This window comes from Rhodococcus sp. 008, from assembly GCF_001682295.1.
Taxonomy (GTDB): domain Bacteria; phylum Actinomycetota; class Actinomycetes; order Mycobacteriales; family Mycobacteriaceae; genus Rhodococcus_F; species Rhodococcus_F qingshengii.
The window spans coordinates 5,469,102-5,491,941 of the sequence record NZ_CP012749.1; the positions used below are offsets into that span (position 1 = coordinate 5,469,102).

The following is a 22,840-nucleotide window of genomic DNA, read 5'->3' on the forward strand; positions in this document are numbered from 1 at the left end:
CTCAGGCTCGTTTCTTCCTCGGTGTGGTCGACTTCGACGAGCCGGCCTTGGAGGCGTTCGACTTCGCTTCGTCCACACTGCGCTGCAGTGCGGCAACCAGGTCGACCACCTCTGCGTCGGTGCCCTCCTGGTCGACCTCGGCGGCCGGGATGACCTTCTTGCCGCCGTTCTCGATCATCTCGTCGAGCAACTGCCTCAGTTGGAGCTGGTAGTCGTCGGTGAACTCGGTCGGATCGAAGTCGCCCGCCATGCTCTCGACCAGCGTCTGCGCCATCTTCAGTTCCTTCGCCTTCGGCTTCTCCACGTCGTCGAGGGAAGGGAACTCTGCTGCACGAACTTCGTCGGGCCACAGCAAGGTCTGGATCACCAGAACACCATCGCGAGCGCGCATCGCGGCCAGGCGCGTCTTCTGTCGCAGCGTGAAATGCACCAGTGCCGTTCGATCACTCTCGGTGAGCACAGTCGAAAGCAGGACGTACGCCTTCGGCGACGCCGAATCGGGTTCGAGGAAGTAACTCTTCTCGAACAAGATCGGATCGATCTGATCGTTCGCCACGAATTCCAGCACCGGAATCTCGTGCTTCTCCGCAGCCGGGAGTTTGTTGAAGTCCTCGTCGCTCAAGATGACGCGCGATCCGTCTTCCGAGTCGTACGCCTTGTCGATGTCCGCGAACTGAACCGTGTTTCCGCACTCGGAACACACACGGTTGTACTTGATGCGGCCACCGTCTTTTGCATGGACCTGGTGAAATCGGATGTCGTGGTCCTCGGTCGCCGAGTACACCTTGACCGGGACGTTGACCAGACCGAAGGCTATCGAGCCTTTCCAAATCGAGCGCATGCCTCCCATGATGGTCGCCGCCGGCCGTTTGCGCGAGGCAAACGATCACGGTTGATCCCGAACCGTTGCGTGTGGATGGGTCGGTTCGGGGCGTATCGAGCGGGTATCCGCTTCGAGAACCCGACTCGCACACCTGGGGAGACGCTCCGATGAGAATCCGAACCTACCGTCGACGCGTCACCGCGGCGCTGGCGATTTCACTGGTTCCACTGCTGTTTGCGCCTTGGCCCGCGAACGCAGATCCGGCACGCACCGTAACCATCAGCGTCCACTCCGATGCGATGGGCCGCGACATTCCACTCGAGGTGATCCTCCCCGCCGACACGAGCGCCCCACGGCCCACGTTGTATCTGCTCAACGGCGCCGGTGGTGGCGAGGACAGTGCAACGTGGGAAGGACGGACCGATGTCCTGGACTTCTTCGCCGACAAGAACGTCAACGTCGTGACGCCGCTGGAAGGTGCGTTCAGCTACTACACCGACTGGCAGAAAGACGATCCCGTACTCGGGCGCAACAAGTGGCAGACGTTCCTCACTCGCGAACTGCCGCCCGTCATCGATGCGCAGTTCGGTACCAACGGGGTCAACTCCATCGCGGCGATTTCGATGACGGCGACGTCGGTACTCAATCTCGCGATCTCGGCACCAGGGCTTTATCGGAGTGTCGGGGCCTACAGCGGGTGCGCGGAGACTTCCACCCAGCCGGGTCAGGACTATGTGCGGTTGGTGGTCGGCGCGCGGGGTGGCGCTGATCCGACAAACATGTGGGGACCGTTCGACGGTCCGGGGTGGCGCGAGAACGATCCGGTCGTGAACGCGGAGAAGTTGCGGGGGACCGCACTGTACGTTTCCACCGGATCCGGGCTGCCAGGTCCGCACGACAACCTTCAGGCACCCGATGTGAACGGAAATCCCGGAGCCCTCCTTAATCAGATCGTCGTCGGCGGCATCATCGAATCCGCAGTCAACGGGTGCACGCACGGCTTGGCGGACCGACTGAACGCACTGGGCATCCCCGCGACCTTCGACTTCAAGCCGACTGGAACCCACTCGTGGGGCTACTGGCAGGACGACCTACACAATTCCTGGCCGATGATCGCCGGCTCGATGGGAGCGCAGTAGTCGGTCCGGAGTGCTCACCTCAGAAACGGCGCGCGCATCAACGTCTTTCGGACGTGCCACGGTGACGATCGGAACAGGGTTGCCATCACCTTCGCCGTCGCGGACGCGTCCCGCCGATCGGACAGGTAGGACCGCTGAGCCTCGACCGGTAGATCGAAGAACGTGTCGAAGAATGTCGCGACCTCTCCCGAGCCGAGGGTGAGAAGTGCGTTCAGGCCAACGCGGCGAAGGGCAGACACCGCCTTGGCCGACCGCGGCCAGAGCGCCGCGTTGGGATCTCCACCGTCGGCGATTGCTTTGGCGACAGCGTCTGCCTCGGCGAGTGACGAGGCAACGCTGTATCCGGTTCCCGGATGCATCAGACCGCCTCGCCCGCCGAACCGGAGGACACCGTCGGCGAACGACTCCTTCGGGCCTTCGACTGCAAAACGGACTCGCTCGACCGGTGCGTCGTCGGGGACTTCGCAGCCCCGATTGTGAAGTCGGGTGCACAGACGCGCTTCGAGTTCGCGGAGTCCCAACGCCGGCCGGCCGACGAGGCAGGTCTCCTCGAGGAGAACTCGCTCGTCATCGAGTGGGACCGCATAGAGAAACGACGGAGTGTCGGCGTCGGAGGCGCCGTTGTCTGGTCGCCAGTCCATGAACCAGGCTTCGCCACTACCCAGAATCGGATCGGCCAGAGCGCGGTCGACGATCACTCCGAAGGCGGTCTGCTGCGCTGTTGTCACCGTCAGTTCGGTACCTCGGGCGTCGATGACGACTGATCCCCTCAGCTGCGATCCGTCCACGCACAGGACGGCGGTGGGTGACAGTGTTTGAGCACGCAAGGCTCTGAACTGTACGGATGTGCCCGAGAGAAATGATTGCAGTAAAGATGTATTCAATACGCAATATGTGCGATCAAGCGTTTTCTGTCTGCGGGTCCACACGCTCGGGCGTTCGATCCGGCTTGCGATCACATCGACCGGCAGCCACGACGGCAGCTCGTCAGCCCACGCCGAATAGGTCGGCGTCCACACCCGATGGGGATGCGGATCGACAACGACGACGGTGAGTTGCCGGGCGATACAGCGGGTGGCGAGTGCCCGCCCGGCCGGGCCGCCACCGACGATCACCACGTCGGCGGAAGAGTTGTCTGTGCTCACGACCGGCGCACTACATCGATCCCGTTGCGAGCAGACCGCCGTCGACCCGGACCGTCTCGCCCGTGATCCACGCCGCCGCGTCGGAGACGAGGAAGCCGACCAGACCGGCAACGTCCTCGGGGGTGCCGAGCCGCTTCATCGGGTAGCCCGCCGACGCCTTGTCCTCGCCGGCAGCGACCAGGGCTGCCGCGAACTGCGTCTTGACGATCCCGGGAGCTACGGCGTTGACACGAATCTTCGGTCCCAGTTGCCAGGCCAGTTCTTCCGTCAGGCGGATGAGCGCAGCCTTCGACGCGCCGTACGCCGCGATGACGCCCGTCGACCGGATCCCGGCCACACTTGCCAGGTTCACGACGGCTCCACCGTGTTCGCCCATCCATGCCCGATGTGCTTGCTGGACGTAACCGAGGGCGGCAACCACATTCACGTCGAAGATCTTGCGCACGGCGTCGAGGTCCGCTTCCATGAGCGAACCGAAGACGGGGTTGATTCCGGTGTTGTTGACCAGAATGTCGAGTGAACCGAATTCGGACACGGCGCGGTCGACGGCACCGGAGCGGGCTTCGGCATCGGCTGCGTTGCCCGCGAATGCGACGACCTTTCCGCCGTGCCCCAGAGCGGACAGCTCGGATGCGGCGGCCTCGAGGGGCTCCGGCTTGCGGGCTGTGATCAAGACGTCGGCACCGCGAGCGAGGAGTTCGGCGGCGACAGCTTTGCCGATTCCGCGACTTGCGCCGGTGACGATGGCGGCACGGCCTTCGAGGTCGCGAGGACGAGTGCTGTTTTCGCTAGTCATGTCCCGAACGTTAGCGGACTCACACGCTGCTGGTCGGAACGACCGTCAGGTCACGGTAAAATCGATAGTTCTTGTGTCTGTAGTCAGGCATTGTTTACCCGTATTCGTCGTTTTTCCTGAGGAGTTTGCTTGATTACCGCCACTGACCTCGAAGTTCGTGCCGGTGTCCGCACCCTTCTCACGGCTCCCGGGCCTTCGTTGCGCATCCAGCCGGGCGACCGGATCGGACTCGTCGGACGTAACGGAGCCGGAAAGACGACCACACTGCGCATCCTCGCCGGCGAAGGTGAGGCATATGCCGGAAGCGTCGTACGTACCGGTGAACTCGGATACCTCCCGCAGGACCCCAAAGAGGGCGACCTGAGCGTCCTCGCCAAGGACCGGGTTCTCTCCGCACGTGGCCTCGACACGATGCTCCGCGAGATGGAGAAGCAGCAGATTCTGATGGGCGAGGTGCTCGATCAGGAATCGCAGGACCGCGCGGTCAAGAAGTACGGTCAGCTCGAGGATCGGTTCTCGGCCCTCGGCGGATACGAAGCCGAGAGTGAAGCTGCACGCATCACCAGCAGCCTCGGACTCGAAGACCGCATTCTCGGGCAGCCGCTCAGCACGCTGTCCGGCGGTCAGCGTCGTCGCGTCGAATTGGCGCGCATCCTCTTCGCCGCCTCCGACGGCAGCGGTGCCCGCTCGGACACGACTCTGCTGCTCGACGAGCCCACCAACCACCTCGACGCCGACTCCATCACCTGGCTGCGTGGCTTCCTCCAGAACCACGAGGGTGGACTGGTGGTCATCAGCCACGACGTCGACCTGCTCAACGACGTCGTCAACCGCGTGTGGTTCCTCGATGCCGTCCGCGGTGAGGCCGACGTCTACAACATGAACTGGAAGAAGTACCTCGACGCTCGTGCCACGGACGAGCAGCGTCGTCGCCGTGAGCGCGCCAACGCCGAGAAGAAGGCCGGTGCGCTGCGGATTCAGGCCGCCAAGATGGGCGCAAAGGCAACCAAGGCCGTCGCGGCTCAGAACATGGCCAAGCGAGCCGACAAATTGATGGCGAACCTCGATGCCGAACGTGTCTCGGACAAGGTTGCGCGGATTCGTTTCCCCGAACCCGCCGCTTGTGGCAAGACTCCGCTGATGGGCAAGAACCTCACCAAGGTGTACGGCTCGCTCGAGATCTTCACCGGTGTCGATCTCGCGATCGATCGTGGGTCTCGTGTGGTTATCCTCGGACTCAACGGTGCAGGTAAGACCACACTGCTCCGCATCCTCGCGGGCGCGGAGAAAGCGGACGCTGGTGAGCTGATCGCCGGTCACGGACTCAAGGTCGGCTACTTCGCTCAGGAGCACGACACCCTCGACGACGACGCGTCCGTGTGGGAGAACATCCGCCACGCCGCGCCGGACACAGGGGAGCAGGAACTGCGTTCTCTGCTCGGTGCCTTCATGTTCACCGGCCCACAGCTCGAACAGCCGGCCGGAACGCTCTCGGGTGGTGAAAAGACGCGTCTGGCTCTGGCCGGACTGGTGTCGTCCGCTGCCAACGTTCTGCTTCTCGACGAGCCCACCAACAACCTGGACCCGATCTCACGCGAGCAGGTGCTCGACGCGCTCCGCAGCTACACCGGTGCCGTCGTCCTGGTCACCCACGATCCGGGCGCTGCCGAGGCCCTCAACCCCGAGCGAGTCATCCTCCTGCCCGACGGCAACGAGGACCACTGGTCGCAGGAGTACCTCGAGCTGATCCAGCTCGCCTAAACCCCTGTGCGCCTTTTTGGTAGTGGGAACTACCAAAAAGGCGCACAGGGGCGAAGCCCCTCAGTCTCTCCGCCGCACCGATTCCTCGACCAGATCGAGAACCGCTGACAGGTTGTCGACGCCGTGGCCGGAGGCGATTCTCGCGACCAGGCCGTCCATCACCAGATCCAGATACCCGATCAGAATTTCGGTGGGGACGTCGTCACGGAGTCTGCCTGCCGATTTCTGTCTGGCGAGGCGCGCACTGGTCGCTTCCGTCAGTTCTACGGAGCGCTGTGACCACTTCTCGCGGAAATCGGCGTCGTTGCGCAGTCGACGCGCTATCTCCAGTCGCGTTCCCAGCCAATCGAATTGGTCGGGCTGCGCGAGCATGTCCCGCATGACCTGGACGAGGCCCTCTTCGGCGACGACATCTGCCATCCGGCTCGCATCCTCGCTTGCGAGAGCGAGGAACAGGCCGTCCTTGTCCTTGAAGTGATGGAAGATCGCTCCGCGGGACAAACCGGTGACTTCTTCGAGACGGCGAACTGTGGCGCCGTCGTAGCCGTATTCCGCAAAGCAGCGGCGGGCGCCGTCAAGGATCTGACTGCGCCGTGCCGCGAGATGGTCTTCACTGACCTTGGGCACGGGCATCCCTCCTTTGTCGGGTTGCCTGTGAGCACTTTCGGCCGTAGGCGCTGAATGTCGACTCAGTGCACAAAGCGCTCACGACCACCGATGAAACCTGGTTCGCCTTCCGGCGAAAGTGGTCGTGAGCGCTTTGTGACCCGTCAGGGGCCGAAAGTGCTCACAGGCACGTAGTGCCTACTAGCCGCGGATCATGTTGCGAAGCACGTACTGCAGGATGCCACCGTTGCGGTAGTAATCCGCTTCGCCGGGGGTATCGATGCGTACGACTGCGTCGAACACGACCTTCTCGCCGTTCTCGCGCGTCGCCGTGACCTTCATGGTCTTCGGGGTGACGCCCTCGTTCAGCTTCTCGACACCTTCGATGTCGAAGGTCTCGGTGCCGTCGAGCTTGAGCGAACCTGCGGACTCGCCGACCGGGAACTGCAGCGGGACAACGCCCATGCCGATCAGGTTGGAGCGGTGGATGCGCTCGAACGACTCGGTGATGACGGCCTTGACGCCGAGCAGGCTCGTGCCCTTGGCTGCCCAGTCACGCGAGGATCCGGAGCCGTACTCCTTGCCGCCCAGGACGACCAGCGGGATGCCGGCTGCCTGGTAGTTCTGCGACGCGTCGTAGATGAATGCCTGCGGTGCGCCTTCCTGCGTGAAGTCGCGGGTGTAACCACCCGAGACGTCGTCGAGGAGCTGGTTGCGCAGACGGATGTTCGCGAACGTTCCGCGAATCATGACCTCGTGGTTACCGCGACGCGAGCCGAGCGAGTTGTAATCCGCACGCTCGACGCCATGGGAGTCGAGGTACTGCGCAGCGGGGGTACCGACCTTGATCGGACCTGCCGGGCTGATGTGGTCGGTGGTGACCGAGTCGCCGAGCAGTGCGAGGACGCGAGCGCCCTTGATGTCCTTGACCGGAGCCGGATCCATCGTCATGCCGTCGAAGTAAGGTGGCTTCCGCACGTAGGTGGAGTTCTCGTCCCACTCGAAGGTGTCACCCTTCGGGGTTTCGAGGTTCTGCCAGCGGCTGTCGCCCGCAAAGATGGTTGCGTACGACTTGCGGAACATGTCCTGGTCGATCGAGGACTTGATGGTCTCTTCGATTTCCTGCGTGGACGGCCAGATGTCCTTGAGGTAGACGGGGTTTCCGTCGGTGTCGTTACCGAGCGAATCGGTCTCGAAGTCGAAGTCCATGGTTCCGGCGAGGCCGTAGGCAATCACGAGCGGCGGGGAAGCCAGGTAGTTCATCTTGACGTCGGGGGAGATACGTCCCTCGAAGTTACGGTTACCCGAGAGCACCGCGGTGACCGAGAGGTCGTTGTCGTTGATCGCCTTCGAGACTGCCTCGGGCAGCGGTCCGGTGTTACCGATGCACGTGGTGCAGCCGTAACCACCGAGGTAGTAACCGAGCTTCTCGAGGTACGGCCACAGGCCGGCCTTCTCGTAGTAGTCGGTGACGACCTGCGAACCGGGAGCCATGTTGGTCTTGACCCACGGCTTGGTGGCGAGGCCCTTCTCGACGGCGTTGCGTGCGAGCAGTGCAGCACCGAGCATGACCGACGGGTTGGACGTGTTGGTGCAGGAGGTGATACCTGCAACGACGACGGCGCCGTGGTCGAGAACGAACTCACCGGCGTCGGACTTGACGACGACCGGCTTGCTCGGACGGCCTTCTGCACCGTTGGCAGCAGAGAGAACGTCGACCGCTCCGTCGTCGGCAAACGACAGAACCGCGGGATCGGAAGCCGGGAAGGACTCTTCGACGGCCTCGTCGAGCTGGGTGTGCTCGGTCGGGTGGTTCTCTTCCACGTAGTTGTGGATGTCCTTGCGGAACGCAGTCTTGGACTCCGACAACAGGATTCGGTCCTGCGGGCGCTTCGGGCCGGCGATCGAGGGAACAACGGTTCCCAGATCCAGCTCGATGTACTCCGAGAAGACGGGTTCCTTGTCGGGGTTGTGCCACAGGCCCTGTTCCTTGGCGTACGCCTCGACGAGAGCGAGCTGCTCGTCGCTGCGGCCGGTGAGGCGCAGGTATTCGATGGTCTCGGCGTCGATCGGGAAGATCGCTGCGGTGGAACCGAATTCGGGGCTCATGTTGCCCAGCGTCGCGCGGTTCGCGAGCGGAACCTCGGCAACACCGTTGCCGTAGAACTCGACGAACTTGCCGACGACGCCGTGCTTACGGAGCATCTCGGTGGCGGTGAGCACGACGTCGGTTGCGGTGACGCCGGGCTTGATCTCACCGGAGAGCTTGAATCCGACGACGCGGGGGATCAGCATGGAGACGGGCTGGCCGAGCATTGCTGCCTCGGCCTCGATGCCGCCGACGCCCCAGCCGAGCACGCCGAGGCCGTTGACCATCGTGGTGTGCGAGTCGGTGCCGACACAGGTGTCGGGGTATGCCTGTCCGTTACGCGACATGACGGTGGGTGCCAGGTACTCGATGTTGACCTGGTGAACGATGCCCATTCCCGGGGGGACGACCTTGAAGTCGTCGAATGCGCCCTGGCCCCAACGGAGGAACTGGTAACGCTCGCCGTTGCGCTCGTATTCGAGGTCGACGTTGCGCTCGAGTGCGTCGGCCTGGCCGAAGACGTCGAGGATGACCGAGTGGTCGATGACCATGTCGGCGGGGGAGAGCGGGTTGACCTTGTTCGGGTCGCCGCCGAGGGTGGTGACGGCCTCACGCATGGTGGCGAGGTCGACGATGCAAGGAACGCCGGTGAAGTCCTGCATGATCACGCGGGCAGGCGTGAACTGGATTTCGATGCTCGGCTCGGCTGAGGGATCCCAGCTTGCGATTGCGCGGATGTGATCCGCGGTGATGTTGGCGCCGTCTTCGGTGCGGAGAAGGTTCTCGGCGAGAACCTTCAAGGAATAGGGCAATTTCTCGGTGCCGGGGACGGCCGAGAGGCGGAAGATCTCGTAAGAGTTCTCACCGACCTCGAGGGTTCCCTTGGCTCCGAATGAATCGATACTGGTGCTCACGTCTGCTCCACTCGTCTATGAGGGTCGCTACCGACGGGGCTGTGTCGGCAGCTGAAGCGAGGTACTTCGGCCGGGAAGATTCTCCGTAGCTCACGCCAATCGCACAGTTCGCGTGAGAACTGTCCGAACATCGGAGCTGCAGTAGAACCTGTCCTGACCGGTGGTACCTCTTGGTCCAAGTCTAACAGTACGCTTGTCCTGTGAGAATTCAGGGCAAGTTGACCGAAACAATCTTCATGCAGACTGCGGGCCTGCGCAACGCAGGCTTGGCTGGGTGACCGCACCCACAGCTACCGCTCGGGCGGCACGCGCGGCGGTTGTGTGTGACGCCTGGTGGCAGTCGACCTGAAGTAGGGTGCATGCAGGCCCGTCGCGGGTCGGCCGCCGAAAAACGACCTCGGAAGAACTCCCCGCATCTCAGCGGTGGACGGAATCCGAACAGCACCCGGATGAGAGATGTCTGCTCCTACAAATCACGCTTTTGCGCCTGTGCACGTGAAGTCCCCGTTGCACGTCGCTGTTCCGTCGGACGTCGATCTCGACGACGTGCTCGCGGACATTTCGACGGACGGCGTCTCCGCCCCCGCGGATGATGTTGCGGGGCTGACCACGGTGGTGACCGACGCTCGTGAACGTGGTGTCGACTTGAGCGTCGTAGTAGTCGACGCAAATCCGGGCCGGCCGTCCGATCTTCGAGACCTGGCCACGACGGTCGGCAAAACAGAAGGCGGAACGGTTCTCGTTCTGAGCCCTGACTGGATGGGTAGCTACAGCGATTCGATCAGTCGAGTGCAGCTCGAAACTGCACAGGACCGATCTTTCGGCGAAAGCGCAAGCGTGACCGCGGACCGCTTCTCGCACGAGATCGTGGCGCCAGGTCCGCCGTGGACGCTTTACACGGTCCTTGTCATCGCAGTGGTGGCGGTTATTGCCGGAATTACCTTTGCCGTCAAGTGGCGGCGAGAGCCAGAAAACGCGCAAACCAGACATATCGCCTCGACTTCGGAAACACCAGCACCATTCGACCACCGGGCCGATTCCGTCTGACCTTGGTCCTTTTGCGAGATTTTCAGTAACTCGTCGAAAACAGGTACTCACTGCTGTTTGCGGTGAGTACCTGCCCTTTTTGGTGCCTGCATGCCATTCGACCAGCTCAAATACCGTTTGTGTTATTTGTGGCTAAAGTTTCCAAAGAACGCTTGAGTGTCGTACGGTACAACTGGCACTTTTTGGGGAAGAAGTGTCGCAGACAGGCTGATGTTGTTCGACGCGTACTTGTCGGTTGCCTCGTTCTCGAGGTGTCGACGGTGGCGTTCGTACGGCACGTCCAGGTCGACGAGCAGCTCTCGGGCTGTGGGCGACCGGTGCTTGGTCTGCGCATTCCCTCCCCGCACGGATCGGCGACCCAGCGGGCCGTGGCGTTACACGCGAGGGAGAGTTATTTGTGAGGCAAGTAACACGTGGCGGCGAGTCCCGTCGTGGTCCTTCCCGTAAATCGATGCGCCTGGCGCAACTGGTCATCGGATTCGGCGTCGTCGGATCCCTGATCGTCGGGACGCCGGCCATGTCCTCGGCCGTACCGCCACCGCCGCCGAATCCGAGTGACTCGGATATCGCCGCGGCAGATTCGCAGGTCTCGTCGAGCGTCGGCACCGTCAGCGCGCTCATCAATCAAGTCGCATCGGCAAACGAACAGTTGTCGGCACTCGACAACGAAGTTGCGATCAAGCGTGAAGACGTCAACAAGACTCTCGTGGATCTGCAGAACGCTCGCGGCGCCGCAGACTCCGCAGCGCAGGCCGTCGGAGTCACGAAACAAGCTCTGAAGGACGCGTCGGCGCAGATCGAGGTCGCTCAGACGGACTTCGACAAGTACGCACGCTCGAGCTACGTCAAGGGCACCAATACTGCGTCGATCTCGTCGTTCCTCGACGCCAAGGGTCCTGGCGACGTTCTCGACCGCGCGCAGGTCCTCAAGCTTCTCGCCAATACGCAGAGTGCAGTGCTCGACGGTCTCCAGCGAGCACGTACCGAGCAGGCGAACAAGGATTCCGCGACCCGCCAGGCCAAGCAGCAGGCCGATGCCGCCGCCGAGGTCGCCGCGCAGCTGAAGGATCTGGCGGAGCAAGCGATTCAGATCGCGCGCAACGCTCTCGATCAGCAGGTAGCCAAGAAGGCCGCGATCGAAGCCGAGCGCAACTCTGCCCAGGCTCAGCTCGACGCCGCCCGCAACGCCGTCGCCGGCTTGCAGGGTCAACGCCAGGCATACGCGACCTGGGACGAACAGCGCCGTGCCGAGGAAGCTCATCAGAAGGCTCTCGAAGCCGCTGCCAAGGAAGCGGCCGCTCAGGCCGCCGCCCGTGCCGCAGCCGACCAGGCAGCCAAGGATCGAGCTGCCGCACTGGCAGCGGCCCAGCGTCCGCACACCGCGGTCGAAGACCCGACTCCGACCGTCATCCCGGACGACGACGACACCTGGACTGACGAAGAAACAGGGACCGACGAGGAAACAGGCACGGACGAAGAGACCGGCACCGACGAGGAAACGGTCACGACGCCCAAGCCCACCACCCCGAAGCCGACGACGCCGAAACCCACCACTCCGAAGCCTTCCGTCACCGGAAGCGCTGCAATCGAATCCGTCATCGACCGCGGAATGTCTCAGCTAGGCGTGCAGTATGCCTGGGGCGGCGGCGACGAGAACGGTCCGACGCGAGGCATCCGTGACGGCGGCGTCGCTGACAGTTACGGCGACTTCAACAAGGTCGGGTTCGACTGCTCCGGCTTGATGATTTATGCCTTTGCCGGCATCGGGATCTCGCTGCCGCACTACACCGGCTATCAGTACACCGCAGGCACTCAGGTTCCGTCTTCGGAGATGAAGCGCGGCGACATGATCTTCTACGGCCCCAACGCCAGCCAACACGTGGCGCTCTACCTCGGTAACGGTCAGATGCTCGAGGCACCACAATCCGGTTCGAGTGTCATGGTCTCACCGGTTCGGTGGGGCGGAATGACGCCGTACGCCGTCCGACTGGTGTCCTGACCGTCAGAGGAAATGCCGCTGACACCCGCATTGTCAGGGAAGTATCAAGTTCCCGACGTGGTGTTACGGCATCGAGCGCAACTACCTGGAATAGTTGACGGGGAACACGTTACTGTCGGTACTTTTCTAGGTGAAAGCGATGGATTCTTGGTGACCTCACGTGAAGATTCGGTCGGAACGGTCGACGTAAGCAAGGCGAGTGGAAGTGCGGACGGAGCAGCACCTTCCCTGGCAGCCGACGTTCAGACCTTGGAACGAGCGATTTACGAGGTCAAGCGAGTCATCGTCGGGCAGGACCGGCTTGTCGAGCGCATTCTCGTCGGACTTCTCGCCAAGGGGCACGTCCTCCTCGAAGGCGTACCCGGTGTCGCCAAGACGCTGGCCGTCGAGACTTTCGCGAAGGTCGTCGGCGGTTCGTTCTCCCGCGTCCAGTTCACCCCGGACCTGGTGCCCACCGACCTGATCGGCACGCGCATCTACCGTCAGGGCCGCGAGGAGTTCGACACCGAACTCGGCCCCGTCGTCGCCAACTTCGTGTTGGCCGACGAGATCAACCGTGCCCCGGCCAAGGTGCAGTCCGCGCTCCTCGAGGTGATGGCAGAACGCCACGTCTCGATCGGTGGCAAGCGGTACCACATGCCCGATCCGTTCCTGGTGATGGCGACGCAGAACCCCATCGAGAACGAGGGTGTCTACCCGCTCCCCGAGGCGCAGCGCGACCGCTTCCTGTTCAAGATCCTCGTCGATTACCCGACAGTGGAGGAAGAACGCGAAATCGTCTACCGGATGGGCGTCGCGGCCCCGGAGCCGCACCAGATCCTCGGTCCGGAGGAGTTGGTCAGGCTCCAACGCGTCGCCAGCAACGTCTTCGTTCACCACGCGCTCGTCGATTACGTTGTCCGGGTCATCGCCGCCACGCGTACGCCGCGTGAGGTCGGACTCGAGGACGTCGCCGGCTGGATCGCGTACGGCGCCTCACCCCGCGCGACGCTCGGCATCATCGCCGCGTCGCGGGCCCTCGCTCTCGTCCGCGGGCGCGACTACGTAGTGCCGCAGGACGTCATCGAGGTGATCCCGGACGTGTTGCGTCACCGTCTCGTTCTTTCCTACGACGCCATGGCCGACGAGGTGACTCCCGACGCCGTCATCGCCCGGGTGCTGCAGACCGTCGGACTGCCGCAGATCGCCGCGCGGCCGGTTCCTACCGTTCCCGGACCGCCCCAGCAGGGCGCACCGCAGGCACCGCAGTTCAACGCACCGGGCACAGCTAATCCGCAGGGCACAGCTAATCCGCAGGGCAACGGCGCGCCGATCGCGACCGCTGAGACGATGAGTCGCCCGCAGTGACCGAAGGCCGCGACGGTGGCCAGGCGACACCCGCCGGATCCACCGGTTCTCCGCCGTCGTTCCGATCCGGCGAGCTCAGCGACCCCAAACTCACCGCTGCGCTGCGCACCCTCGAGCTGACGGTTCGCCGCCGCCTCGACGGTGTGCTGCACGGCGATCATCTCGGCCTGATTCCCGGTCCGGGTTCGGAGCCGGGAGATGCCCGCGAGTATCAGCCGGGCGACGACGTGCGGCAGATGGACTGGTCCGTCACCGCACGGACGACGCACCCACACGTGCGTCAGTCGGTCGCAGATCGTGAGCTCGAGACGTGGCTCGTCATCGACTTGTCCGCAAGTCTCGACTTCGGGACCGCCGGATGCGAGAAGCGCGACCTGGTCGTCGCCGCAGCCGCGGCGATCACTCACCTGACCAGTTCGGGCGGTAACCGCGTCGGCGCCATCATCTCGACCGGCGCACAGACAACTCGAATTCCGGCCCGCGGTGGGCGAATTCACGCACAGGCGATGCTCCGCAAGATCGCGACGACTTCGCACGCGCCGGACGGGGTACGCGGTGATCTGGTCGGCGCGATCGAAGCGCTCAGACGCCCACAGCGTCGGCGCGGACTGGCGGTGGTCATCAGTGACTTCCTCGGACCGATCGACTGGGAACGCTCGCTGCGCGCCATTTCAGGACGGCACGACGTGCTCGGTGTCGAAGTGGTCGATCCGCGAGACCTCGAACTGCCCGACGTGGGCGACGTGGTGCTCCACGATCCCGAGTCCGGCCGGACCAGAGAATTCACCACGACGCCGCAATTGCGCGCCGACTTCGCCAGAGTCGCCGCCGAGCACCGCGTCGAGGTCAGGCAAGCTCTACGTCGTTGCGGCGCACCGCTCATGTCCCTGCACACCGATCGGGACTGGATTGCCGACGTCGTGAGATTCATCTCGGCACGCCGACACAGTTATGGTGCCGGCGCCGGAACTGGGGGCGTTCGTTCGTGAGTCTTTCTCAATTCACCGCACCGTGGTGGCTGCTGTTCCTCGCTGTCATCGCCGCGTTGGTGGTCGGTTACGTACTCGTGCAGAAGCAGCGAGCCAAGCACACACTTCGGTTCACGAACTTCGCACTGTTGGAGAAGGTCGCGCCTTCGCGGCCCGGGCGGTGGCGTCATATTCCGGCGATTCTGATGGTCATCGCATTGGTGTTCTTCACCGTCGCCCTTGCCGGTCCGACGGCAGACAAGAAGGTCCCGCGAAACCGCGCCACGGTGATCCTCGTGATCGACGTGTCGCTGTCGATGCAGGCCACCGACGTCGAGCCGACGCGATTGGCAGCAGCGCAGGAAGCTGCGAAGTCGTTCGCCGACGGTCTGACTCCCGGCATCAACCTCGGGTTGGTCGCATTTGCCGGAACGGCTTCGGTTCTGGTGTCGCCCACCACGAATCGTGACGCGACGAAGGTCGCCATCGACAACCTCAAGCTCAGTGAGCGAACGGCGACGGGCGAAGCGATCTTCACCTCGTTGCAGTCGATCGACACGCTGTCGGCTGTTCTCGGCGGCAGCGATCAGGCGCCACCGGCGCGCATCGTGTTGCTGTCCGACGGTAAGCAGACCGTTCCCGAGAACTCGGACGATCCGCGGGGCGGATTCACCGCTGCCCGTCAGGCCAAGGACAAGGGCGTTCCGATCTCGACCATTTCCTTCGGAACGACATACGGGCGAGTCGAGATCGAAGGAGACCGAATCCCCGTCCCGGTCGACGACGCGTCATTGAAGGAGATCGCCAACCTTTCCGGCGGAAGTTTCTTCACGGCATCGAGCCTCGAAGAACTGCGCCAGGTGTACGACACGCTCGAAGAGCAGATCGGTTTCGAGACGACACGAGGAGACGCGAGTCGACCGTGGTTGGTCCTCGGCGTCGTGTTCGCGACCGCTGGTCTGACGATTGCCCTGGTACGCAGGCAGCGTCTGCCCTGATCGAGAGCAGTTCCGAATTGTCCAAATACCGCTGGTACGCGGCCCGCAGAGAATTGATAGGTTGATCGCCATGTCTACCCCTCCCACGACAGTGGTTTCCGAACGGACCGTCACCACACCTCGCTCGGTGCTCGTCACCGGCGGTAACCGCGGAATCGGCTTGGCCGTCGCTCAGCGGCTCGCCGCAGACGGTCACAAGGTAGCCGTCACGCACCGCGGTTCCGGTGTCCCCGAAGGGTTGTTCGGCGTCGTGTGCGACGTCACCGACACCGAGTCGATCGACCGTGCGTTCAAAGAGGTCGAAGCGCACCAGGGGCCGGTCGAGGTCATCGTCGCCAATGCCGGCGTCACCGACGACACACTGATCATGCGAATGAGCGAAGAGCAGTTCACGAGCGTCGTCGACGCGAACCTCACCGGTACGTTCCGCCTCTCGAAGCGTGCGACCCGGTCGATGCTGCGCGCGCGTTTCGGACGGTTCATCTTCCTCGGCTCTGTGGTGGGTCTGGCAGGACAAGCCGGCCAGGTCAACTACGCAGCGTCCAAAGCAGGCATCGTCGGTATCGCTCGTTCCCTGACAAGGGAACTCGGCTCACGTTCGATCACCGCCAACGTCGTCGCACCAGGTTTCATCGAGACCGACATGACGGCAGCACTGGGCGACGACGTCAAGGACAAGGCCACCGAGTTCATCCCGTTGCAGCGGACCGGAAAGCCGGAAGATGTTGCAGCAGTTGTCAGTTTCCTCGCCTCCGACGATTCGGCCTACGTCTCGGGTGCGGTCATCCCCGTCGACGGTGGACTCGGCATGGGCCACTGATCCGCTTTTTCGCACACGCACACCTTTCTCGTACGTCTGAAATCAGGAGGACATCTCATGGGCGGCTTGCTCGAGGGTAAGACCATTCTTGTCACCGGCATCATCACCGATTCGTCGATCGCGTTCCACGTGGCCAAGGTCGCGCAGGAGCAGGGCGCAAAGGTACTGATCACCGGATTCGATCGTCTGCGCCTCATCGACCGCATCGCCCAGCGCCTGCCGCAGCCCGTGCCGCCGGCAATCTCGCTCAACGTCCAGAGCTCGGAGGATCTCGCCTCTCTCGCCGAGCGTGTGCGCGAGCTGGCTCCCGAGGGTATCGACGGCGTCGTCCACTCGATCGGCTTCGCTCCCCGCTCCTGCCTGGGAAGCCCGTTCATGGATGCGCCGTGGGAAGACGTGGCGGTCGCACTCGAGGTGTCCGCATACTCGTACAGCGCACTGGCCAAGGCCTTGCTGCCGGTGCTCAACGACAACGCGTCCATCGTCGGAATGGATTTCGATCCGGCACGCGCAATGCCCTTCTACAACTGGATGGGTGTCTCCAAGGCAACCCTCGAGGCCGTCAATCGGTACGTGGCCAAAGAGGTCGGCGTCCGCGGCATCCGCTCGAACCTGGTGTCCTCCGGCCCGATCAAGACCCTGGCCGCCAAGGCCATTGCCGGTGACAGCACCGGTCCGGGCGCGGAGTTGGACAAGCTGAACACCGCCTGGGACGGTGCTGCGCCCATCGGCTGGGACGTCGACGATCGCGAGCCGGTCGCCAAAACGGTCTGCACTGTCCTCTCGGATTGGTTGCCCGGCACGACCGCGTCGATCATCTACGTCGACGGCGGCTTCCACGCGATGGTCGGCTAGTAGCACCCCTTCTACTACGCAGGTGAGTACCCGGGTGACTCCCGCCGAACGGCATCGCGCAAGATTGAACTCATGACCGCAAGTATGGACATGCAGTTCGATGCTCTTCTCGTTTTGTCGTTCGGCGGTCCCGAAAAACCCGAAGACGTACGGCCGTTCCTCGAAAACGTCACGCGCGGTAGGGGAGTGCCACCGGAGCGGCTCGACGCCGTCGTCGAGCACTACATGCATTTCGGTGGAGTTTCGCCCATCAACGCGCTCAACCGAGACCTGATCGAACGGGTCGAAGGTGAGCTGGCAGCAGCCGGCGTGGATTTGCCCGTGTACTTCGGCAACCGCAACTGGCACCCGATGGTCGAAGACACCGTTACCAAGATGCGCGAGGACGGTGTCCGCAACGCCGCCGTGTTCGCCACGTCGGCGTGGGGTGGTTACTCCGGATGTCGGCAGTACCACGAGGACATCGCCCGCGCCCGTGAGGCGGTCGGTGACGGCGCACCGACGCTGACAAAACTTCGCCAGTACTACGACCATCCGCTGGTCGTCGGCGCGTTCGCCGACGGTGTGCGCGCGGCCCGCGCAGAGTTGCCCGAAGCGACTCGCGATACTGCGCGCCTGGTGTTCACCGCGCATTCGGTACCGAGTGCCGCAGACCGCAATGCAGGGCCGCCGGCAGAGGGCGGAAATCTCTACAGTCGACAGGTCGCCGAGGCCGCGAAGTTGGTTGCCGAGGCCGTCGGCGTCGAGGATTTCGATCTGGTGTGGCAGTCGCGATCAGGCCCGCCGCAGGTTCCGTGGCTGGACCCCGACATCTGTGATCACCTGGATACGTTGTCCGCCAAAGATGTTCGCGCCGTGATCGTATGCCCCGTCGGTTTCGTCTCCGATCACCTCGAAGTGGTGTGGGACCTGGACACCGAGGCCAAGGACAAGGCAGCCGAACTCGGGATGGATTTCGTTCGGGCAGCAACGCCCGGCCGCGATCAGCGTTTCGCGCAGCTGGTGCCCACGCTCGTTCGGGAACTGGCCGAGGCCGAGCAGCCACTGCGACTGGGGGTCGAGCCGCTGCTCGGCTCGACCACCAACGGTCTCTCGTGTGCAGTCAATTGCTGCGCGGCCGTTCAGCGTCCCCGCTGACGGTCCGGCGCTCAGGTGTTCGGATGCTTGAGCTTTCCGCAGGGCCCGGGAACGGTGGACGTGCTGCGAGAGGTGAGGAGCGTCTCGACGATCTGTCGATCCTCGGGGCTCAGTGACGGGTCTATGTAGTTGAGTTCGGGCGCGCCCAGTTCGCGGACTCGCCCGGCGAGGGTAGCGACAAACGAGACGCGTTCTTCGTCGTCGTCGTTGACGTCGTGGATCTGCAGCACCGACACCGGAAACTTGCGCAGCGTCACAGGCAGGAAGCGGGCGCCGAGCACATGGTCGACGTTGAATCCCGCCCACTGCCCCTGGTTGGCCTCCACGCATTCGGCGTCGGAGTGAATTGCGCTCTCGCCGATGTACTTACGTGCGGGCAGCATCTTCTTGGGTGCAAGTTCGGATGCGCCCTGCTGAAGGACGGGAAAGTCGCCGTCCGAGTACAACCAGGGCTGGTTGGCCATCGAGATCAACCGACCGGCGTCCAGATCCGGGAGATAGCGAGACTTGAGGAGAAACGCGACGCTGTCGACCGAGATGCCCAGCAGTTCTGCGGCCTTCTGTCGGCTCATCGCGAACGTCGGGGCATTCTTCGGGGCGATCTGGATCAAATTGACCATGCGAACTCCTGTAAGTGTTCAATTGTTGCGGGCTTGGTACAGCTGACATGACAATTCGCCGATTATCAACCTCTAGCTGATTTCCGACTTGTAGATGAGTCGGTTGTCACCATCCGAGTTCACGCAACCGGGGATCTCCGATCCCGAAGTGGTGGCCGATTTCGTGGATCACTGTTCGGCGAACTTGCTCGATCACCTCGTCTTCGGTGCTGCAGATCGCACAGATGGCCCTGCGGTAGATCGTGATGCGGTCGGGAAGGACGCCGGCATACGTGGTGGTTCTCTTGGTCAGTGGGATGCCCTGATACAGCCCGAGTAGCCCCGGTCGTCCACCTTCGAGTTGAACGGTCACTGCGACATTGGCCATCTCCGCACCCAATTTCGGTGGCAGGCTGTCGAGCGCCCGCTTGACCATGTCCTCGAACTGGCTGTCGTCCACGTCGATCATTTGCCCATTGTGCGTGCGGGGGCGGGATCCGGGTGTGTCCATGTGGAAACAGTGCAGCTTACGGCTATGTTCATTGCGTGGCCGAAGACCTCTATCACCGTTACGAATTCACATTCATCGTTCAGTTGCTGACAGTCTCGCAAGAGCAGGCGATCGAAGAGAGCTTGGGCGGAAGGGTCGAGGACCGACGCGGGCTGCAGCTGCTGACGCTCACCTCGGAAGGTATGCGAGCGGCGACAACGGCTATCACAGTGGTGGACCAGTTGGTGGCTGCAGGCGTGCGTCCCCAGCGGACACATCCCGATCTGGTGTCACGTCAGGACATTGCCGACCGTGCGGGGGTGACGCGGCAAGCTGTCGGGCAGTGGGTGCGAGGGGTCCGGCAGGCGGCTACGCCTTTCCCGATTCCGTACAACTCGGTTGCCGGGGGGATCTGGTTCTGGGGCGACGTCCTGGATTGGTTGCGCCGTCAGGGGTACAGCCAGGACACCGGTTTGCGCTACCCGACGCTGGATGAACATATTCGCATCGACCGCCATATCGCGATCAATCACAAGTCTGTGGGTTGATCGATCAAACGGTTTGCTTGAAAATAGCTATTGAAACAAACCGACGGTAGGTATAAAGTCCCTAAATACCTCAATCAATCTATCGGTGCGTCGGTCCTGCTCTGGGGGGAGTCTGGTCTGCGCTGCAGATACCCGAGCATGCGAGCAGGAATTCATGGTTTCGACCCCCGAAGTGCGACCGATGCCCAAATCGGCCGCGCTCACGACTTCTGTGGCTATTTCCAGCGATGGAGCAACGGCGAAGCTACGTGAAGGTGTATCGGGCAGGGGCCGTCTGCGAGCGGCGACGGCGGCGCTGTTCCGGCGCTCACGCCCACGTACGACCTTCGCGCCACCGTTGAGCGTGCTCCTTCTCGTCACCTCCGACAACGGTCTCTCGCAGCGGGCCGGTCTTGTTCTTCGCGAGGCGGGACACCAAGTCCGTACAGCCGTCGTCGCCGACGCGGACGCAGTGCTGGCCGCGACGTCTGCGGGAGATTTTGATCTCATCATCTGCCCGTTTCTGAAAGCCTATGTCCCGGAATCTGTTTGGCAGCGGTGGACGACGATCATCATCCATCCCGGCCCGCCCGGCGATCGCGGACCGTCGTCGCTGGACTGGGCGATAACGGATGGCGAACCGATCTGGGGAGTGACCGCTTTGCAGGCCGCCGAGGAACTGGATGCCGGAGCGGTGTGGGCCTGGCGGACGTTCGAACTCCGGAACGGGGCAACCAAATCCTCGGTATACAACGAGGAAGTCACCGACGCGGCGATGGAGTGCATTACGGAGGTCGTCGAACATTTCCGAACTCCTGACTTCCAGGCGATCCCATCGGACCTAGTTGCGCGGCCCGTGGCTTCGACCCGATCGAGGCCCAGCATGAAACAGGCCGATCGCGTTTTCAGCTGGGAGCAAGACGCGTCGAGCATCGTCCGCGCCGTCAACGCCGCCGACGGCTTTCCCGGCGTCGCCGTTCAGTTGGGGCTCGACCGGGTCTACGTCTACGACGCTCACCTCGATACCCACGTCGATGCAGCGCCCGGCACCATCGTCGAGTACTTCCACCAGGCAATACGTGTTGCCACCGGTGCGGGCTCCGTTTGGATCGGACATGCGCGGCTCGTCGGCGCCGGCAATGTCAAACTTCCGTCGACCGCGGTCGTACGTCCGGACGTGTTCGTTCCACAGGTCTGGGAGAGTCGTTACCCCGAGACCGACTATCACCGCGACGGCGAAATCGGATATCTCTCGTTCCGCTTCTACAACGGTGCGATGAGTACGAAGCAATGCGCGCGACTGACCTCCAGGCTCCGCTGGGCGATCGCGCAGGACACCAAGATCCTTGTCCTGACGGGTGACTACGACAGATTCAGCAACGGTATCCACCTCAACGTCATCGAGGCCGCGTCGGATCAAGCCGGAGAAGCGTGGGCCAACATCAAAGCCATCAACGAGATCGCGAAAGCGATCGTCACCTGTACGGAACAGGTTGTGGTGGCGGCATTCACAGGCAACGCCGGTGCCGGCGGGGTCATGCTCCCGCTTGGAGCCGACGTAGTCGTGGCCAGGGACGGTGTGGTTCTCAATCCTCATTACGCCACGATGGGCCTGTTCGGCTCGGAACTGCACACGTACACACTTCCGGCTCGGGTCGGCGAGCAGCAGGCCCGCAGTCTGCTGGCCGAGTGCAGTGCGATCGGCATCCGTCGAGCCTTGGACATCGGACTTGTCGACGCGATCGGCCCCAGGCGGCCGGATCTGTTCGAGGCGTGGTTGCGCGAGGTCGCCACCGACTTGCTCGAAGGAGATCGGCTGGAATCGATGCTGGAGTGCAAACGTCTTCGACTGGAACGTGATCCGGTGGAGCCCTACGAGGAGCGTGAGCTCGAAGAGATGAAGATCGACATGTTCGGTGACCGCAACGGGTTTGCCGAGAAACGCCGGAACTTCGTGCTCAAGCTCTGATCGACACGCTGTTCGCCGACGCGACACGGGCAGTGCGAACAACGTCCCACAGTCGTCGCAGCAGGTCGTCACGCCTCTGCGCAGTAGACACGCTCGGGGCCTGATTGGTCGATACCGACGCAGCCACGGTGAGAATGGCTGCCACGTTGTCGGCGGTGTCGATCACCTGCAAATGCCGAGGTGACAGTGTCGACGGCCAGCGGTGTCCGGCCTGTGCCTGCAGGGCTTCGGCGACCAGCGTACGAGCGTCGTTTCCAGGTATTCCGGTGGCTACGGCCGGAAGCCCGCCGAGCACCTCGGCTGCGTCCCGAACAGCTTGGCGCAGTTCGTATTCGGCTTCGCGGAGTCCGATCGATTCGGCGCTGCCCGCCACAGTGGGAATGGAGAAGACCGTCCATCGCAAGACGTCCGGGCCTTCCTTCGACGGCACGAGTCCGACTCCCGGCTTGCCGACGGCGCCGATCTGTATCCCTTCACCCGTTGCGATCGCAGCGCGCGCGAACTCGGTCCCGGTGGGCAGACCACGTACATCACCAGCCGTAGGAAGGACCAGGCGGACCTCGGCAGCCTCCGAGCGTGCGATTCTGAGCAGGGTGGGCACACCGGAAGCCGTGACTCCCGGCCATTCGAGATCGTGGCGGACCGCGGTTTCCGCATCGGCGGCGCCGATCAGGTGCATCGGTGCCCACGCGGCAAGGGCGTCGATGACGTCGTCCGGCGCAGCGTCGCCGGCGAGCCATGACGCTGCCCACACGGTGAGGGTTGCGCTGGGAGAACTCATGACCGTGAAGTTTAGTTCGGCGTGGCGACA

At 63.3% G+C, this 22,840-nt stretch carries 20 protein-coding genes; 12 read left to right on the forward strand and 8 right to left on the reverse strand.

Annotated features, from left to right (window positions below; translation table 11 throughout):
* Window position 1 precedes the first annotated feature (1 nt).
* On the reverse strand, window positions 2-841 hold the full coding sequence (gene ku / locus AOT96_RS25460; protein ID WP_197523608.1) for a non-homologous end joining protein Ku: 840 nt from the start codon (window positions 839-841) through the stop codon (window positions 2-4).
* Between the two features lie 149 nt (window positions 842-990).
* On the opposite strand from ku, the gene AOT96_RS25465 reads away from it, so the two are divergent.
* A complete protein-coding gene (locus AOT96_RS25465; RefSeq protein WP_003944869.1) occupies window positions 991-1,962 on the forward strand; it encodes an alpha/beta hydrolase in 972 nt (323 codons plus the stop codon).
* Window positions 1,963-1,976: 14 nt separating this feature from the next.
* Here AOT96_RS25465 and AOT96_RS25470 read toward each other — a convergent pair whose 3' ends face one another.
* Both AOT96_RS25470 and AOT96_RS25475 read right to left on the reverse strand, forming a co-directional pair.
* On the reverse strand, window positions 1,977-3,107 hold the full coding sequence (locus AOT96_RS25470; RefSeq protein WP_065352464.1) for a lycopene cyclase family protein: 1,131 nt from the start codon (window positions 3,105-3,107) through the stop codon (window positions 1,977-1,979).
* 10 nt (window positions 3,108-3,117) lie between these two features.
* Entirely contained in the window at window positions 3,118-3,903 is a 786-nt protein-coding gene (locus AOT96_RS25475; RefSeq protein ID WP_047270400.1) for an SDR family oxidoreductase, read from the reverse strand.
* A 129-nt stretch (window positions 3,904-4,032) separates the two neighbouring features.
* On the opposite strand from AOT96_RS25475, the gene AOT96_RS25480 reads away from it, so the two are divergent.
* Entirely contained in the window at window positions 4,033-5,664 is a 1,632-nt protein-coding gene (locus AOT96_RS25480; RefSeq protein ID WP_003944932.1) for an ABC-F family ATP-binding cassette domain-containing protein, read from the forward strand.
* 60 nt (window positions 5,665-5,724) lie between these two features.
* On the opposite strand, the gene AOT96_RS25485 is transcribed toward AOT96_RS25480, so the two are convergent.
* Together AOT96_RS25485 and acnA are read right to left on the reverse strand one after the other, a co-directional pair.
* Window positions 5,725-6,291: a TetR/AcrR family transcriptional regulator gene (locus AOT96_RS25485; RefSeq protein ID WP_003944970.1), complete on the reverse strand. Its 567-nt coding sequence runs from the start codon at window positions 6,289-6,291 to the stop codon at window positions 5,725-5,727.
* A gap of 180 nt (window positions 6,292-6,471) precedes the next feature.
* Complete coding sequence (acnA, locus tag AOT96_RS25490; protein ID WP_007727883.1) at window positions 6,472-9,273, reverse strand: aconitate hydratase AcnA; 2,802 nt, start codon at window positions 9,271-9,273, stop codon at window positions 6,472-6,474.
* Between the two features lie 456 nt (window positions 9,274-9,729).
* Between acnA and AOT96_RS25495 the strand changes: the two genes are divergently transcribed.
* From AOT96_RS25495 to AOT96_RS25535, 8 genes are all read left to right on the forward strand, one after another.
* Window positions 9,730-10,320, forward strand: coding sequence for an Rv1476 family membrane protein (locus AOT96_RS25495; protein ID WP_065352465.1), 591 nt, complete (start codon window positions 9,730-9,732; stop codon window positions 10,318-10,320).
* Window positions 10,321-10,771: 451 nt separating this feature from the next.
* Complete coding sequence (locus AOT96_RS25505) at window positions 10,772-12,319, forward strand: NlpC/P60 family protein (protein ID WP_003944866.1); 1,548 nt, start codon at window positions 10,772-10,774, stop codon at window positions 12,317-12,319.
* 150 nt (window positions 12,320-12,469) lie between these two features.
* Window positions 12,470-13,666, forward strand: a complete 1,197-nt coding sequence (locus AOT96_RS25510; protein ID WP_003944917.1) for an AAA family ATPase — start codon at window positions 12,470-12,472, stop codon at window positions 13,664-13,666.
* The gene (locus tag AOT96_RS25515; protein ID WP_065352466.1) at window positions 13,663-14,655 is read left to right on the forward strand and encodes a DUF58 domain-containing protein; all 993 of its coding nucleotides are present in this window, start codon (window positions 13,663-13,665) and stop codon (window positions 14,653-14,655) included. The genes AOT96_RS25510 and AOT96_RS25515 overlap by 4 nt, the downstream gene beginning before the upstream one ends.
* Window positions 14,652-15,632 (forward strand): VWA domain-containing protein, encoded by a 981-nt coding sequence (locus AOT96_RS25520; protein WP_003944878.1) that lies wholly within the window; start codon window positions 14,652-14,654, stop codon window positions 15,630-15,632. Before AOT96_RS25515 ends, AOT96_RS25520 begins: the two co-directional genes overlap by 4 nt.
* Window positions 15,633-15,702: 70 nt before the next feature.
* Window positions 15,703-16,452, forward strand: a complete 750-nt coding sequence (fabG1, locus tag AOT96_RS25525) for a 3-oxoacyl-ACP reductase FabG1 (RefSeq protein ID WP_007727875.1) — start codon at window positions 15,703-15,705, stop codon at window positions 16,450-16,452.
* Window positions 16,453-16,509: 57 nt separating this feature from the next.
* The gene (gene inhA / locus AOT96_RS25530; protein WP_003944803.1) at window positions 16,510-17,307 is read left to right on the forward strand and encodes an NADH-dependent enoyl-ACP reductase InhA; all 798 of its coding nucleotides are present in this window, start codon (window positions 16,510-16,512) and stop codon (window positions 17,305-17,307) included.
* An 84-nt stretch (window positions 17,308-17,391) separates the two neighbouring features.
* Complete coding sequence (locus tag AOT96_RS25535) at window positions 17,392-18,444, forward strand: ferrochelatase (RefSeq protein ID WP_054831632.1); 1,053 nt, start codon at window positions 17,392-17,394, stop codon at window positions 18,442-18,444.
* Between the two features lie 11 nt (window positions 18,445-18,455).
* Here AOT96_RS25535 and AOT96_RS25540 read toward each other — a convergent pair whose 3' ends face one another.
* Both AOT96_RS25540 and AOT96_RS25545 read right to left on the reverse strand, forming a co-directional pair.
* Window positions 18,456-19,064: a hypothetical protein gene (locus AOT96_RS25540; protein WP_003945014.1), complete on the reverse strand. Its 609-nt coding sequence runs from the start codon at window positions 19,062-19,064 to the stop codon at window positions 18,456-18,458.
* 106 nt (window positions 19,065-19,170) lie between these two features.
* Window positions 19,171-19,512, reverse strand: coding sequence for a metallopeptidase family protein (locus AOT96_RS25545; protein ID WP_003944783.1), 342 nt, complete (start codon window positions 19,510-19,512; stop codon window positions 19,171-19,173).
* A gap of 77 nt (window positions 19,513-19,589) precedes the next feature.
* Here AOT96_RS25545 and AOT96_RS25550 point away from each other — a divergent pair, with 77 nt between their 5' ends.
* A complete protein-coding gene (locus tag AOT96_RS25550; protein ID WP_083057176.1) occupies window positions 19,590-20,081 on the forward strand; it encodes a hypothetical protein in 492 nt (163 codons plus the stop codon).
* A 154-nt stretch (window positions 20,082-20,235) separates the two neighbouring features.
* Window positions 20,236-22,029: an enoyl-CoA hydratase-related protein gene (locus AOT96_RS25555; protein ID WP_065352468.1), complete on the forward strand. Its 1,794-nt coding sequence runs from the start codon at window positions 20,236-20,238 to the stop codon at window positions 22,027-22,029.
* On the opposite strand, the gene AOT96_RS25560 is transcribed toward AOT96_RS25555, so the two are convergent.
* Window positions 22,019-22,810, reverse strand: coding sequence for a hypothetical protein (locus AOT96_RS25560; RefSeq protein ID WP_042449131.1), 792 nt, complete (start codon window positions 22,808-22,810; stop codon window positions 22,019-22,021). The two genes, AOT96_RS25555 and AOT96_RS25560, sit on opposite strands and share 11 nt — an antisense overlap.
* Window positions 22,811-22,840 lie beyond the last annotated feature (30 nt).

Excerpts from the sequence above, each read along its gene's own strand:
- ku (WP_197523608.1), bottom strand. The coding sequence starts at position 841 with ATGCGCTCGATTTGGAAAGGCTCGATAGCCTTCGGTCTGGTCAACGTC.
- AOT96_RS25465 (WP_003944869.1), top strand. The coding sequence starts at position 991 with ATGAGAATCCGAACCTACCGTCGACGCGTCACCGCGGCGCTGGCGATT.
- AOT96_RS25475 (WP_047270400.1), bottom strand. The coding sequence starts at position 3,903 with ATGACTAGCGAAAACAGCACTCGTCCTCGCGACCTCGAAGGCCGTGCC.
- AOT96_RS25495 (WP_065352465.1), top strand. The coding sequence starts at position 9,730 with ATGTCTGCTCCTACAAATCACGCTTTTGCGCCTGTGCACGTGAAGTCC.
- AOT96_RS25505 (WP_003944866.1), top strand. The coding sequence starts at position 10,772 with ATGCGCCTGGCGCAACTGGTCATCGGATTCGGCGTCGTCGGATCCCTG.
- fabG1 (WP_007727875.1), top strand. The coding sequence starts at position 15,703 with ATGTCTACCCCTCCCACGACAGTGGTTTCCGAACGGACCGTCACCACA.
- inhA (WP_003944803.1), top strand. The coding sequence starts at position 16,510 with ATGGGCGGCTTGCTCGAGGGTAAGACCATTCTTGTCACCGGCATCATC.
- AOT96_RS25535 (WP_054831632.1), top strand. The coding sequence starts at position 17,392 with ATGGACATGCAGTTCGATGCTCTTCTCGTTTTGTCGTTCGGCGGTCCC.
- AOT96_RS25540 (WP_003945014.1), bottom strand. The coding sequence starts at position 19,064 with ATGGTCAATTTGATCCAGATCGCCCCGAAGAATGCCCCGACGTTCGCG.
- AOT96_RS25545 (WP_003944783.1), bottom strand. The coding sequence starts at position 19,512 with ATGATCGACGTGGACGACAGCCAGTTCGAGGACATGGTCAAGCGGGCG.
- AOT96_RS25555 (WP_065352468.1), top strand. The coding sequence starts at position 20,236 with ATGGTTTCGACCCCCGAAGTGCGACCGATGCCCAAATCGGCCGCGCTC.
- AOT96_RS25560 (WP_042449131.1), bottom strand. The coding sequence starts at position 22,810 with ATGAGTTCTCCCAGCGCAACCCTCACCGTGTGGGCAGCGTCATGGCTC.